7 protein-coding genes are annotated in these 14,897 nt (G+C 68.6%); 4 read left to right on the top strand and 3 right to left on the bottom strand.

Annotation, left to right across the window (positions count from 1 at the left end; genetic code table 11):
- Positions 1-46: 46 nt before the first annotated feature.
- From G6O54_RS19025 to G6O54_RS19015, 3 genes are all read right to left on the bottom strand, one after another.
- Positions 47-649, bottom strand: coding sequence for a Uma2 family endonuclease (locus G6O54_RS19025; RefSeq protein ID WP_165227244.1), 603 nt, complete (start codon positions 647-649; stop codon positions 47-49).
- 141 nt (positions 650-790) lie between these two features.
- Positions 791-2,281, bottom strand: coding sequence for a DUF1501 domain-containing protein (locus G6O54_RS19020; protein ID WP_165227243.1), 1,491 nt, complete (start codon positions 2,279-2,281; stop codon positions 791-793).
- A gap of 40 nt (positions 2,282-2,321) precedes the next feature.
- The gene (locus G6O54_RS19015; protein ID WP_165227242.1) at positions 2,322-5,135 is read right to left on the bottom strand and encodes a PSD1 and planctomycete cytochrome C domain-containing protein; all 2,814 of its coding nucleotides are present in this window, start codon (positions 5,133-5,135) and stop codon (positions 2,322-2,324) included.
- Positions 5,136-5,335: 200 nt separating this feature from the next.
- On the opposite strand from G6O54_RS19015, the gene G6O54_RS19010 reads away from it, so the two are divergent.
- The 4 genes from G6O54_RS19010 to G6O54_RS18995 are packed head-to-tail and all read left to right on the top strand — an operon-like array spanning position 5,336 to position 14,779.
- Positions 5,336-6,010 (top strand): TetR/AcrR family transcriptional regulator, encoded by a 675-nt coding sequence (locus tag G6O54_RS19010; RefSeq protein ID WP_165227241.1) that lies wholly within the window; start codon positions 5,336-5,338, stop codon positions 6,008-6,010.
- Between the two features lie 55 nt (positions 6,011-6,065).
- On the top strand, positions 6,066-7,550 hold the full coding sequence (locus G6O54_RS19005; protein WP_165227240.1) for an efflux RND transporter periplasmic adaptor subunit: 1,485 nt from the start codon (positions 6,066-6,068) through the stop codon (positions 7,548-7,550).
- A 47-nt stretch (positions 7,551-7,597) separates the two neighbouring features.
- The gene (locus G6O54_RS19000) at positions 7,598-11,365 is read left to right on the top strand and encodes an efflux RND transporter permease subunit (RefSeq protein ID WP_165227239.1); all 3,768 of its coding nucleotides are present in this window, start codon (positions 7,598-7,600) and stop codon (positions 11,363-11,365) included.
- A 9-nt stretch (positions 11,366-11,374) separates the two neighbouring features.
- The gene (locus tag G6O54_RS18995) at positions 11,375-14,779 is read left to right on the top strand and encodes an efflux RND transporter permease subunit (protein ID WP_165227238.1); all 3,405 of its coding nucleotides are present in this window, start codon (positions 11,375-11,377) and stop codon (positions 14,777-14,779) included.
- Positions 14,780-14,897 lie beyond the last annotated feature (118 nt).

The raw sequence follows: 14,897 nt of genomic DNA, 5'->3' as shown, positions 1-14,897 counted from the left end.
ACGGCCGACTCGGGGGATGGCCTGAGATCCCAGGGCGACCGGCCGGTCAGGCCGGCCCAGGGTCCGCGGGCGGCTCAATGCCGATCCGCGCGGGCAGGATCTCACGGAGGGGGCAGCGGAAGCCCGGCAGGACCACGTCGCCGGTCAGGTCATCGTCCTCGTCCACGACGACCGTCGAGCCATCGCCGCCGAAGACGCGGGCTCGGCGGCGCTCCGGGTAGATCACCCAGACAAGGGGCACACCGGCCTTCGCGTAGTCTTCCAGCTTCCCCTCCAGCTCCTCGGCCGAGTCGTTGGGGGAAACGACCTCGACGACCAGGTCGGGCACAATCCGGACCCAACCCCGGGGGGCAATGTCGCCGGACAGCCGCCCGGCCTTCACAAACGAGATATCCGGCTTGCGAACCATCCCAGGGGCGTGGGGGAAGCACTGATAGCCGTTGTCGGCCCCCCAGACGATCCCCAGGCCGTTGTCTTCGCTGAATCGATCGAGGCGTGAACAAAGCCGCGTCCCCACTCGACTCGACTCCGCCCCCATGGGCCTCTCGAGCAAGCGGCCATCGACGAGTTCGTAGTCCTTGCCGTCGGGCAGGGCGAGCAAATCCTCGGGAGTGAGGCGGCGGGCCGCGATCGCGACGGCGGTGCTCATCCTCGGGCTCCGTCGGGGTTTAACTGCCCAGAATCCACCTCAACGATCCTACCACCGGCCCGGCCCGGCCGCCGCTCCGGCGTCGAGGCGGATCGGAGCGCCGGTCCCGGGACCGATACCAACGGAGGGTTCTGACGGCGCTCAGGCCACGACTTCCTTGACGACGTTGCCGTGGATGTCCGTCAGTCGGTAATCGCGGCCGGCGTAGCGGAAGGTGAACTGCTCGTGGTCGAAGCCCAGGAGGTGGAGGATCGTCGCGTGCAGGTCGTGCACGTGGACCTTCTTCTCGACGGCCTGGAAGCCCATCTCGTCGGTGGCGCCGTGGACGTAACCCCCCTTCACGCCGCCGCCGGCCATCCAGACGCTGAAGCCGTAGTGGTTGTGGTCCCGGCCGTTCATCTTGCCGGCGTTGGCGCCGGGGGTGGGTAGCTCGACGGTCGGCGTGCGGCCGAACTCGCCGCCGCAGACGACCAGGGTGTCGTCGAGCATCCCCCGCTGCTTCAGGTCGGTGAGGAACGCGGCGATCGCCTGGTCGCACTCGACGCCGAGCTTGCGATGGCCATCGGCGATGTCGTCGTGATGGTCCCAGGGCTGGCCGGCTCCGTGCCAGAGTTGGATGAAACGCACGCCGCGCTCGAGGAGGCGGCGAGTGGCCAGCAACTGGCGGGCATGGACGCCGGGCCCGTACATGGCCCGGATGTGTGAGGGTTCGAGGCTGATGTCGAACGCCTCGGCGGCCTCGGACTGCATCCGGTAGGCCAGCTCGAACGACTGGATCCGCGCCTCGAGCTCGGCCTCGTGGCGATGGCGGTCCAGGTGCCGGCGGTTCAGCTCGGCGAGCAGGTCGAGCTGGGCCCGCTGAGCCTGCCGGCCGACGCCGTGATTGCGGATGTGGGCGATCAGCTTCTCGATGTCGGTCTGGCGAGGATCGACGTGCGTCCCCTGGTAGATTCCCGGCAGGAACGCGGACTGCCAGTTCTGGGACTCGGCGATCGGGAACCCGTCGGGGCACATGACCAGGAATCCGGGGAGATTCTGGTTCTCCGCTCCGAGGCCGTAGAGCACCCACGAGCCCAGGCTGGGGCGGGCCTGACGGGCCTCGCCGCAGTTCATGAGCATGAGCGAGGGCTCGTGATTGGGCACGTCGGCGTGCATCGACCGGATGACGCAGATGTCGTCCGCGTGCTCGGCCGTCCGGGCGAAGATCTCGCTGACCTCGATCCCGCTCTCGCCGTACTTGCGGAAGCGATAGGGTGAGCCGAACGCGGCTCCGGTCTTGCGCTCGGTCGGGAGATTGGAGGGGACCGGCTTGCCGTGATGCTTCGCGAGCAGCGGCTTGGGGTCCCAGGTGTCCACGTGCGACGGCCCGCCGTTCATGAACAGGTGGACGACTCGCCGCGCCTTCGCGGGGAAGGGGGGCGCCTTGGGGGCCATCGGCGTGATCGAGGGCGCCGAGGCGCCGGCCGCGGACGTCCCGCCGGTGGCGTCGCCGGCCCTGGCGACCCGGCCCAGGCCGCCGGCGTCGGCCAGGAGGCTCCCCAGCGCGAGTGCGCCGAAACCGGTCCCCGAGCGACAGAGGAGCTGGCGTCGGGTCACGACGGCCTCGGTCAGTCGATCCGGTGCATGCGGCATGGCGGAGGACTCCTGCGGCGACTCGACCCGCGCGGGGGCGTCAGTCGACGAACGTGAACTCGTTGGTGAGCAGCAACACCTGGGCGAGCTGTGCCAGGGGGGGCAGGGCCTCGCGACTTTCTTTGGCCCGGTTCGAGTCCAGGAACGAGGCCCCGAGCTCGAGCTCGCCGGCTTCCGGCTCGCGCCCCAGGACGCGGCGGTAGAGGAGGCGGATCCGGTCCTGCGCGGGGCCGGCATCCGCGGCGGAGGCCGGTCGCGCGTCCTGTTCGACGGAGGCGGCCAGGCGCGTCGCCTGCTGCTGGATGAACGGGCTGTTCATGAGGAAGAGGGCCTGCTGGGGCACCGTGGTCACGAATCGCCGGGGGCTGGTCGCGTCCGGGATGGCGAAATCGAACGTGCGGAAGAGGCTATCGAGGTTCTGCCGATCGATGAAGCCGTAGATGGTCCGCCGGGTCGGGAACGGTGGCTCGCCGAGCATGGTCGAGGGTCCGCCCATCGTGCGGTCGAGCGTCCCGGAGGCGGCCAGGATCGAGTCGCGCATCGCCTCGAAGTCCAGCCGCTGGCGATTGAACCGCCAGACCAGCCGGTTCTGAGGGTCGCGGTCGTGGACCTCGGGCCTCAGGTCGCTCCGCTGCTGATACGTGCTCGAGAGCATGATCCGGCGGTGCAGGGCCTTGACCGACCACCCTCCGTCGCGGAGCGACGCGGCCAGGTCGTCCAGGAGCTCGGGATGCGACGGCGGGTCGCAGCGGAGGCCGAAGTCGCTGGGGGTGGTCACCAGCCCCTGGCCGAAGTGCCAGGCCCAGACTCGATTCGCCAGCACCCGGGCCGTGAGCGGGTTCGAGGGGGCGATGATGGCATCGGCCAGCTCGCGCCGGCCGCTCCCCTTCTGGAACGGCTTCCGTTCCGGACCCGCCAGGACCTGGAGGAACTGGCGAGGGACCGGCTTGCCCGGGCGGCCCGGGTTGCCCCGGAGGAAGACGCGGGGCTCGACGGGATGCGGCGAGTCGTGCATCACCATCGCCCGCCCGGCGCGGCCGGTCCACTTCGCCTCGACGGCCTTGAGCGCGTTGCCGAGATCGGCGTACCGCTCGATGTCGGGCTGGGTGTAGATCGCGACCTTCGGATCCACGTGCGCCAGCGAGGTTAACCCGTCGGGGCCGTACACGAGGAGCCTCAACGAATCCCGTCCGCGGTCCGCGAAGGGGCTCGCCAGGGCGGGGGCCTCGATCGAGGCGAGCAGGTCGGCATAGCGGCCGACCACCTCGTCCATGCTCCGGGGCGGCTTCCCATCCGTGAACAGCGCGGCAACCAGCGGATGGGGGCCGTCGGGTTTGCCGAGGGTCGCCGTGACGTTACGGCAGACCTCGGCCGAACCCTCCACGAACCGGTCCTTGGGCAGCTTGGCGAATGCGGCCAACGGACCGACGACCGCATCCTTCGACGACTCCTCTCGCTCGATCCGTCGCTTCAGGACGGCGAGCGCCGCCCGCAATCGATGCGGCTCCAGCTTGCGCTCGGCCGCGATGGCATCGAGGCGGCCCCCTTTCCGGTTCATGCCGGCTGCGTAGGCGGCCCGGAAATACTGGGAGAAGCGGTCGCGGAACTCCTTCTCGATCTCCCCACGGCGCGAGGCGACGAAGTCATCTCGCTCCCGGCGGGCCTTCATCACCTCGGGGCCGAGGGATTCCGCGTCGGGATCCATCACCACGCCCGGGCGGTGGATTCGGGGGAGCTCGCCGGGCTCCACGGAGCTGGCGAAGACGCCGTAGAGCGAGTAATAGTCCTCGCTCGGGATCGGGTCGAACTTGTGGTCGTGGCAGCGGGCGCAGCTCAGGCTCAGCCCGAGCAGCCCCCGGCCGACCAGGTCGATCCGATCGTCGATGATCTCGTTCTGATCGTTCAGGAACCTCCGGCCCACGGTCAGGAAGCCCATGGCGGCCAGCGGCCGGGGATCGCCGCCGAGCTCGAGCTGGTCGGCGGCGAGCTGCTCGACGATGAAGCGATCGAAGGGCCGGTCCTCGTTGAATGCGTCCACGACGTAATCGCGATAGGTAAACGCATACGGGTAGCGCCTGTCCTCGGTGAAGACGTAGCCCTTGGTGTCGGCGTATCGGGCCACGTCCAGCCAGTGACGCCCCCAGCGCTCGCCGTAGAGGGGCGAGGCGAGTAGGCGGTCGACGACCTTCTCGAAGGCCCGGGGCGACCGGTCGGCCTCGAAGGCCTCGATCTCCTCGACCGTCGGGGGGACGCCCAGCAGGTCGATCGTCGCCCGACGGATGAGGGTCCGCCGGTCGGCGGGTTGCGAGGGGCTGATCCCTTCGCGCTCCAATCGAGCCAAGATGAACGCGTCCACCGGCGTGCGGACCCAGGCCCGATCCCGGACGGCCGGCTCCGCGACGGCATGGAGGGGACGGAACGCCCAGTGCTCCTTCGGATCGGGGGCCGTCGCGGCCGTCGCCGGGTGTTCCTCGGCCCAGGGTGCGCCCATCTCGATCCAGCGCCGGAAGGCCTCGATGGCCGGGGCCGGGAGCTTGCCCTTCGGGGGCATCTTCAGTTCTTCATGCGTGTGCTCGACGACCTGAAGCAGCAGGCTCTCCGCAGGCTTACCCGGGACCATGGCCGGCCCCAGGTCCCCCCCCTTGAGGATCGCCTCGCGACTGTCCAGCCTCAGGCCGGACGACTGCTTCTTAGGGCCGTGACAGCTCGTGCACGACTCGCTGAGCACGGGGCGGACGTATGTCTCGAAGAAATCGCCGCCGGCCCGCTGCGTCACATCCCCCCCCGCCAGGGCCGGGGCGCCAAGGAGGGCGAAGACGGCCAGCGAGATCGATAACTTCGGCGCTTGGCTCATGGCGTGATCACCGAGGAGGGCTGGACGTCATCATCGCTGCGGCACGAAGGCGGGATGCGGGGCGACCGAATCCGTCGACCTCGCTGCCCATATGATTCCCCTCTCGGGCCCATTCGGCAACCACGATTTTCCTCGTTGACTCCCGGAAACTCCGATTTAGAATATGGACTGACTGGTCAGTCCGTTTCAAGGAATTGCGAATGGAACACCTGGGTGAGAAGAAGCGGAAGCGGTGCAGCACCGACGAGGAGATGCTCGAGCGGCGCGAGCAGATCCTGCTCGAAGCGACGGAACTCTTTGCAGAACATGGGTTTTCCGATGCACTCACCCAGGCCCTCGCCGATCGGATGGGGATCGGCAAGGGGACCATTTACCGCCACTTCCCGAGCAAGCGCGACCTGTTCCTGGCCGCCGCGGATCGGGTGATGCGGAAGTTGCAGGAGAAGATCCTGGCGAACATCGCGGGTGTCGAGGATGGGCTGGAGCAGGTCTCTCGCGGTATACGGACGTTCCTGCGGTTTTTCTCGGAGCACCCCGAGTATGTCGAGATGTTGATCCAGGAAAGGGCCCAGTTCAAGGACCGCACGCGTCCGACCTATTTCGAGCACCGCGAGGTCAACGTGCAGCGCTGGCGGCAATTGTACACGAGGTTGATCGCGGACGGCCGGGTCCGGCCGCTGGCCGTGGAGACGATCACCGATGTCATCGGCAACCTGATCTACGGCACGATCTTCACCAATTACTTCGCGGGCCAGGCCAAGCCGGTCGACCAGCAGGCGGACGATATCCTCCGGATTGTCTTCTGCGGCATACTCACCCTCCCCGAAAGTGATCGGTGGCTTTCCGCAAGATCGACGGACAGGGCCGCCTCCTGAGACGCTTACAGGAAGAGCATTGAAGAACCTACTCTCGAAGTCCGGAGTCGCACCGATGGATCCCCGCGTGAGTGCTGCGCTCGTGTTGCTGGCCGCGGCCTCCGTGGCCGGATGCGGACAGGCGAACTCGTCTCCCGCCGGGATGCCGACACAGGCCGAGCCCATGGTCGTCTACGATCGACCGGTCCGGCAGGTCGTGACCGACTTCGAGGACTTCCCCGGGCGGACCGAGGCGATCACCACGGTCTCGGTGCGGGCCAGGGTCTCCGGCTACCTCAAGCGGGTCTACTTCCAGGACGGCCAGCGGGTGAGGAAGGGGGACGTCCTCTTCCAGATCGACGATCGCCCGTTCCAGGCCGCACTCGACCGGGCCAGGGCGACGCTCATGCAGGCCGACTCCCACGCCAAGCGGCTGGGGAACGAATTCCGCCGCGCCAAGGTCCTCTACGACCAGGGGCGATCGATCAGCCGGGAGGAGTTCGACCGCTACACCTTCGACCTGGCCGAGTCCGAGGCCAGCCTGGCGACGGCGAAGGCCAACCTGGACCTGGCGGCCCTCGATCTCGAGTGGACCAACGTGACGGCGGACCTGCCCGAGGGGGCCGTCGGACGGCTCAGCCGGCGCCTCGTCGACCCCGGCAACCTGATCAAGGCCGATGAGACGATGATGACCACGATCATCACCGAGGATCCCATCTACGTCTACTTCGACGTCCACGAGCAGGCCATGCTCCGGATCCGCCGCCTGATCGCCGAGGGCAAGGTCAAGGCCCGGTCGGAGAAGGAGGTCACCATCCAGATCAGCCTCTCCGACGAGAAGGACGCGCAGGGCAACCCGAGGTTCCCGCACGAGGGGACCGTGGACTTCACCGACAATCACGTCGACCTGAGCACCGGCACCCTCCAGTTCCGGGCCCGGATGGCGAATCCCGGCCAGTTCATCACGCCCGGGCTCTTCGTCAAGGTGCGGCTGCCGATCGGCGAGCCCCACCCCGCGCTGCTCGTCCGCGAGCAGTCGCTCCAGTCCGATCAGGGCCTGAAGAAGGTCTTCGTCCTCCAGGCGAAGGACCAGGACGGGAATCCCTATGCGATCACCGACCCGCTCACGGGTAAGCCGGCGATCGACAAGGCGGGCAAGCCGGTCCTGGGTTACCGCCCGGTCGCCGTGGACGTCGGCGAGCTGGGCGTGCTCCGCGGGCGACTCCGGGAGGTCAACGCGGGCGTCAAGGAGGGTGACCTGGTCGTCGCCCAGGGGATGCAGAAGATCCGCCTGGGGACCAATCCGGTCACCGGCAAGCCGTTCCTGGTGAAGGCACGCCCCTGGACACCGGAGGACGATCTCGACTCCCCCGCCTCGACCCGAGGCTCCGCCACGGCCACGCCCACCGCCACGGCGACCCCGGCCGCCGCGACCGCGACGGCCAGCCCGACCTCCGCCCCGACATCCGCGGGCCGTCCCGGGCCCACCGCCGAGGCGCCCGCGGCGCACCCGGGCGGCGTGAAGGGACCTGGGGGCTCCGGCACACACGGGAAGCACTGAGTCGCAGCCAGCAGGACCGACCGGACACCTCCCCTCGGGAGCCTGACTTGTTCACGCGCTTCTTCATCGACCGGCCGATCTTCGCGTCGGTGCTCTCCATCGTGATCACCCTGGCGGGGGGGCTGGCCCTGGCCTCGCTGCCGATCGCGATGTTCCCGCAGATCGCGCCGCCGACCGTCTCCGTCTCCTGCCAGTACCCGGGCGCCAGCGCGCAGGTGGTGGCCGAGACGGTCGCCGCGCCGATCGAGCAGCAGGTCAACGGCGTCGAGAACATGATGTACATGTCCTCGGCCAGCACCAACGACGGCAACTACTCGCTGACCGTCACGTTCAAGCACGGGGTGGACCTGAACCTCGCCCAGGTGCTGGTGCAGAACCGGGTCTCCCTGGCCGTGCCGCTCCTGCCGGACGTGATCAAGGCCACGGGCGTGACCACGAAGAAGCGGTCGCCCGACATCCTGCTGTCGATCGGCCTCTATTCGCCGAACGGGCGCTACGACCAGCTCTACCTGAGCAACTACGCCTACATGCGGATCCGCGACGAGCTGGCCCGACTCCCCGGGGTCAGCGACGTCAGCATGTTCGGCCAGCGCGACTACAGCATGCGGATCTGGCTCGACCCGGACCGGCTGGCCCAGCGCGGGCTGACGGCCGGCGACGTCGTCCGCGCGCTCCGCGAGCAGAACCTGCCGGTGGCCTCCGGCTACGTGGGGCAGTCGCCGGCCATCCCCGGGCAGCAGACCCAGGTCACGCTCACCACGCTCGGCCGGCTGGCGAGCGTCGAGGAGTTCGAGAAGGTCATCGTCCGGAGCACGCCCGACGGGCGCCTGGTGCGGGTCCGCGACGTCGCCCGCGTCGAGCTCGGGGCCAAGAACCAGGACATGAGCGCGGAGATCGGCGCGCGGAAGCATCACGACGACGAGAGGATGGACCTGTACCCCGTGGCCAACCTGGCCATCTTCCAGTTGCCGGACGCCAACGCGCTGGATACCGCGGACGTCGTGAAGGCCAAGATCGAGGAGCTGAAGAAGGACTTCCCCGACGGCATCGACTACATGATCCGGTACGACACCACCCCCTTCATCCGGGAGTCGATCCAGGAGGTCTTCAAGGCCCTGATGGATTCCGTCCTCCTGGTGGCCCTGGTGGTGCTGCTGTTCCTCCAGAACTGGCGGAGCGCCCTGATCCCGCTGATCGCGGTCCCGGTGGGGATCATCGGCACGTTCGCCGTGATGGCGGCGTTCGGGTTCTCGCTCAACAACCTGACGCTCTTCGGGCTGGTGCTGGCGATCGGGATCGTGGTGGACGACGCCATCGTCGTCGTGGAATCGGTGGAGCACCACATCGAGCACGGCCTCTCGCCCCGCGAGGCGACGATCCGGGCGATGAGCGAGGTCTCGGCCCCGGTGATCGCGGTCGGCCTGGTCCTCTCCGCGGTCTTCATCCCGTGTGCGTTCATCTCCGGTATCACCGGCCAGTTCTTCCGCCAGTTCGCCCTCACGATCGCGTCGGCCACCGTGCTCTCGACCATCAACTCGCTGACGCTCAGCCCCGCCCTGTCGGCCATGCTGCTGAAGCCCCGAGAGAAGGGGGCCTACCAGGCCCTGCCGCGGCTGGCCTTCGTCGCGATCGGGATGTGGCAGGGATACGAGCGACTGGGGCCGCTGCTCATGCCGCTCTTGCCGCACTTCGGCCCCGGATCGGCGGCCCACGTCTCGACCGCGAGCACGCTGCCGGGGCTGGGGGGCGTCGAGGGGCTCACGCGGGAGACCGCGAGCGGATTGGCCGGGGCGGTGCTCGGGGGGATCCTGGGCTGGCTCCTGGCCGGTCCGATCAACGTCCTGCTGGGCCGGTTCTTCGACGCCTTCAATCGGGGATTCACGGCGACGGCGCACGGCTATTCTCGGGTCGTCGCCGGGATGTTGCGGGTCTGCGGCCTCGTCTTCCTGGTCTACCTGGGCCTGCTCTACCTGACCTTCGGCAAGTTCGCGAGCACGCCGCGGGGATTCATCCCGAGCCAGGACATGGGCTACCTGCTGGTCAACATCCAGCTCCCGGACTCGGCCGCGGTGGAGCGGACCAAGGCCTCGGTCCGCAAGATCAGCGACGTCGCCTCGGCGACGCCCGGCGTCGCGGCCACGGTCGGGATCACCGGCCAGTCGCTCCTGCTGAATGCCTTCGGCTCGAACTTCGGCACGATGTTCGTGACGCTGGATGAGTTCGCCAAGCGGCCCTCGCCGAGCCCGATGAGCCATGCGGCCGCCAACTGGTTGCGGAGGAAGCTCGGCTGGAAGGAGCTCCCCCCGGAGCCCGACCTCTATTTCGAGACGATCATGAACCGGCTCCGGGGGCAGCTCGCGATGGCCGTGCCGGAGGCGACGGTGTCCGTGTTCGGCCCGCCGCCGGTCCGGGGCGTCGGCCGCGCCGGCGGCTGGATGCTGATGATCGAGGACCGGGGCGACATCGGCGCCGCCGGGCTCCAGAGGGAGGTGGAGGGACTGGTCCGGAAGGGGAACGACGGCATCGACCTGACGGGCACGCCCATCGCCGCGGCGGGCCCGGGCGCCACCCCGGCCAGGGCCGGCGCGGCCGGGGTGGCCTCCGGGGCCGCGGCCGGCGCCAGGCAGGCCGTGCAGGGGCTGACCTCCGTCTTCCGGGCCAACGTCCCCCAGGTCTACCTGGACGTCGACCGCACCGCCTGCATGATCAAGGGCGTGGCGCTCCGGGACGTCTTCACCACGCTCCAGGCCTACCTCGGATCGCTCTACGTCAACGACTTCAACCGCTTCGGCCGGACCTGGCAGGTGGTCGTCCAGGCGATGCCGACGTATCGCGACCAGCGGGACGACATCCGCCGCCTCAAGGTCCGGAACCGGGCCGGGACGATGGTACCCCTGGGGGCCCTGGCGGCCCTCCGCGAGATCAACGGCCCGCTGGTCCTGACCCGCTACAACATGTACCCGGCCGCGTCGATCAACGGCAACGCGGCGCGGGGCGTCAGCTCCGGCAGCGCCATCCACGCCATGGAAGAGCTGGCCACCCGCGAGCTGCCCCAGTCGATGAGCTACGAGTGGACCGAGATGGCCTTCCTCGAGCTCCAGGCCGGCAGCACGGCGGTGATCGTCTTCGGCTTCTCGATCGTGATGGTCTTCCTCGTCCTCGCGGCCCAGTTCGAGAGCTGGGCCATGCCCCTGGCGGTGATCCTGTCGGTCCCGCTCTGCATGCTCAGCGCCCTCCACGGGGTGACGAACGCCCCGCTCCTGGGGGCGAACAACACGGGGCTGGACATCAACATCTTCACGCAGATCGGCCTGGTGGTCCTGGTGGGCCTGGCGAGCAAGAACTCGATCCTGATCGTCCAGTTCGCCAAGCTGATCCACGGCCGCGGCGATTCGCTGCGCGAGGCGACGGTCGAGGCCTGCCGGCTCCGGCTGCGACCGATCATCATGACCTCGATGGCGTTCATCCTGGGGGTGGTCCCGCTCCTCTTCGCCCACGGCGCGGGCGCCGAGATGCGGCAGTCCCTGGGGGTGGCGGTCTTCAGCGGGATGCTCGGCGTGACGGTCTTCGGCGTGCTCCTGACGCCGGTCTTCTTCTACATGATCGAGGGCATGGCGGAATCCCGCTTCTTCTCCAACCCGGTGGTCCGACGCGTCGGGAAGGTCCTGCTCCTGACCCTGTTCCCGGTGCTGATCCTCCGAGACCTCGCGAGGGTGTCCGCCCGCCGGATCCGGGCCCGGGCGGGAAGCCCCGAGGCGTCCTCCCCGGCGGACGCGGAGCTCGACCAAGAGGCCGAAATCGTCCAATCCAAGTGAGGGGTCCCCGTGTTCTCGCGCTTCTTCATCGATCGGCCGATCTTCGCCTCCGTGCTCTCGATCGTCGTCACGCTGGCCGGGGCGATCTCGCTCATGAAGCTGCCGGTGGCGCAGTATCCGGAGATCACCCCACCGACCGTGGAGGTGTCCGCCTACTACCCGGGGGCCAACGCCGAGGTCGTGGCCGACACCGTGGCCGCGCCCATCGAGCAGCAGGTCAACGGCGTGGAGGGCATGATGTACATGTCCTCGCAGTGCACCAACGACGGCACCTACATCCTGACGGTCACGTTCAAGCCGGAGACGGACCTGAACATGGCCCAGGTGCTGGTGCAGAATCGCGAGTCGCTCGCCGAGCCGATCCTGCCGGACCTGGTCAAGCGCCGCGGGGTCTCGGTGAAGAAGAAATCGCCGAGCATCCTGATGATCATCAACGTCTTCTCCCCGGAGGGGACCCGGGACAACCTCTATCTCAGCAACTACGCGACGATCCAGCTCCGCGACGAGCTGGCGCGGCTCGAGGGGGTGGGCGACATCACCTACATCGGGCAGCGGAACTACAGCATGCGGATCTGGCTCGACCCGCAGAAGATGACCTTCCGGGGCCTCACGTCCTCCGACATCGTCTCGACGATCGAGCAGCAGAACATCCAGGTCGCCGCCGGCCAGCTCGGCCAGCCGCCGGTCGACACCGGGCAGGCGTTCCAGTTCACCATCACGACCAAGGGGAGGCTCTCGGAGGCCGACGACTTCTCCGACATGATCCTCAAGACCGACGCCAACGGCGGCGTGGTCCGGCTCCGCGACGTCGGCCGGATCGAGCTGGGGGCCCAGGGATACGACCAGGCCTGCACGCTCGACGGCAAGCCCACGGTCGCCCTCTCCGTCTACCAGCGACCGGGCTCCAACGCGCTCGACACGGCCCGGCTCGTCCGCGAGAAGATGGAGGAGCTGAAGCAACGCTTCCCCGAGGGCGTGGACTACGCCATCGTCTACGACACCACGCCGTTCATCACCGAGTCGGTCAACGAGGTCTTCAAGACCCTCCGCGACGCCGTCATCCTGGTCGCCATCGTCGTCCTCCTCTTCCTCCAGAACTGGCGGAGCGCGCTCATCCCGCTGATCGCGGTCCCGGTGGCGATCGTGGGCACCTTCGCCGTGATGGCGGCGTTCGGGTTCTCGCTCAACAACCTGACGCTCTTCGGGCTGGTGCTGGCGATCGGGATCGTGGTGGACGACGCCATCGTCGTCGTGGAGGCCGTCGAGCATCACATCGAGCACGGACTGGCGCCGCGCGAGGCGACGATCCGGGCGATGGAGCAGGTCTCCGCGCCCGTGATCGCGGTCGGCCTCGTGCTCACGGCCGTCTTCCTGCCCTGCGCCTTCATCACGGGGATCACGGGGCAATTCTACCGCCAGTTCGCCCTCACGATCGCGACCTCGACGGTGATCTCCGCCTTCAACTCGCTGACCCTCAGCCCCGCCCTCTCCGCCCTGCTGCTCCGGCCGCGTCGGAAGGGAGTCTACGAGGCGCTGCCGGTGCTCGCGTTCGTGGCGGCGGGTGGTTGGGCGGGGGCGGCGTTGCTGGGGCCGGAGGTGACGCGATGGCTCGGCGTCAGGCTGAACGCGCCGCTCCCCGCCTTCCTGACGCTCGATCGCCTCGGCCTGCTGGCCGGGCTGGCGTTGGGCGCCCTCGCCGGCTGGCTGGCGAGCTGGCCGCTCAATCGAATCATGGGCTGGGTCTTCTTCCAGTTCAACCGCATCTTCGACGCCGCGACGGGCCTGTACACGACGATCGTCGCGGGGCTGCTCCGGATCAGCGTGCTCGTCATCCTGATCTACGGCGGATTGCTCGGGCTGACCTACTGGGGCTTCACCCGGACGCCGACGGGATTCATCCCGGCGCAGGACAAGGGATACCTCCTGGTGAACGTCCAGCTCCCGGATTCGTCGTCCCTGGAGCGCACCCAGGGGGTGATGAAGCAGGTGGAGCGGATCACCGGGGCGCAGCCCGGCGTCACCCACACGCTCGCGATCGCCGGCCAGTCGATCCTGATGAACGCCAACGCGCCGAACTTCGGGGCCATGTACGTCATGCTGGACGACTTCCACCATCGGGCCCGGTCGGGACACACGGGCCCCGCCGTGGCGGCCCATCTCCAGGCGTCGCTCGCGGAGGAGATCAAGGAGGGGCTGGTCAACGTCTTCGAGGCCCCTCCGGTGGACGGCCTGGGCACGGCGGGCGGCTTCAAGATCGTGGTCGAGGACCGGGGCGACCTCGGCTCGGCCGAGCTGGAATCGGTCGCCAATCGGGTCGTCGCCTCCGGCTCCGCGCACCCGATGCTCCAGGGCCTCTTCACCAGCTTCCGGGCGGACACGCCCTGGCTCTACCTGGACGTCGACCGCGAGAAGGCCAAGCTGCTGGGCGTCTCCATCGGCGAGCTGTTCAACACGCTCCAGGTCTACCTCGGCTCGCTCTACGTCAACGACTTCAATCGCTTCGGCCGCACCTGGCAGGTCAACATCCAGGGCGACGCCAACTTCCGCAAGCAGATCGAGGACCTCTCCGGCCTCCGCGTCCGGAGCGAGCGCGGTGGCATGGTCCCCCTGGGGTCGCTGGCCCATATCCGCGACGTCAGCGGGCCCGTCATGATCATCCGCTACAACCTCTATCCGTCGGCGACCGTGAACTTCAACGCCTCGCCCGGCACCAGCTCCGGGCAGGCGCTCCAGGGCATGCAGGAGGTCGTCGATCAGGAGATGCCCCAGTCGATGCGGTCCGTCTGGACCGAGCTGGCGCTCCTCCAGCTCCAGACCGGGAACACGGCGATGTACGCCTTCACCCTCGCCGTGGTGCTGGTCTTCCTGGTGCTGGCCGCCCAGTATGAGAGCTGGTCGCTCCCCCTGGCGGTGATCCTGGTGGTCCCCATGTGCCTGCTCTGCTCCACCGTCGGCGTGAACGCGTGGCGGATGGACATCAACATCTTCACCCAGGTCGGCTTCATCGTCCTGGTGGGCCTCGCCTGCAAGAACGCGATCCTCATCGTCGAGTTCGCCAAGTCCCGCCGCGAGGCCGGCGCGACCCGGCAGCATGCGACGCTCGACGCCTGCGAGCTGCGACTCCGGCCGATCATGATGACCTCGTTCGCGTTCATCCTGGGCGTCGTGCCGCTGATCACCTCCGCCGGCGCCGGCTCCGAGATGCGGCAGACGCTCGGCGTGGCGGTCTTCAGCGGGATGCTCGGCGTCACCCTCTTCGGCATCTTCCTCACGCCGGTCTTCTTCTTCGTCATCCAGTGGGCCGAGGACCGACGATCCGCCGCGCGGGCGGCGGAGGAGAAGGGGGACAAGGGTCAGGACAAGCCGGCCCCCCCGATCGACGCCGACAACGACGGCGTGCTGGCCCTCCATTAGCGCGGCCGTTCGATCGCCCACCGGGACGGCGGATTCCTCGGCCATCTTTACATCCCCTTATTCCTTGAGCGGGACCAATCGCGGTTGTACCCTGGGAGGAAAGAGACGCGCCCGCATC

The organism is Aquisphaera insulae (assembly GCF_011064615.1).
Taxonomy (GTDB): Bacteria; Planctomycetota; Planctomycetia; order Isosphaerales; family Isosphaeraceae; genus Aquisphaera; species Aquisphaera insulae.
The sequence above is the reverse complement of the archived record's forward strand: the minus strand, read 5'-3'. Positions and strand labels throughout refer to the sequence as shown.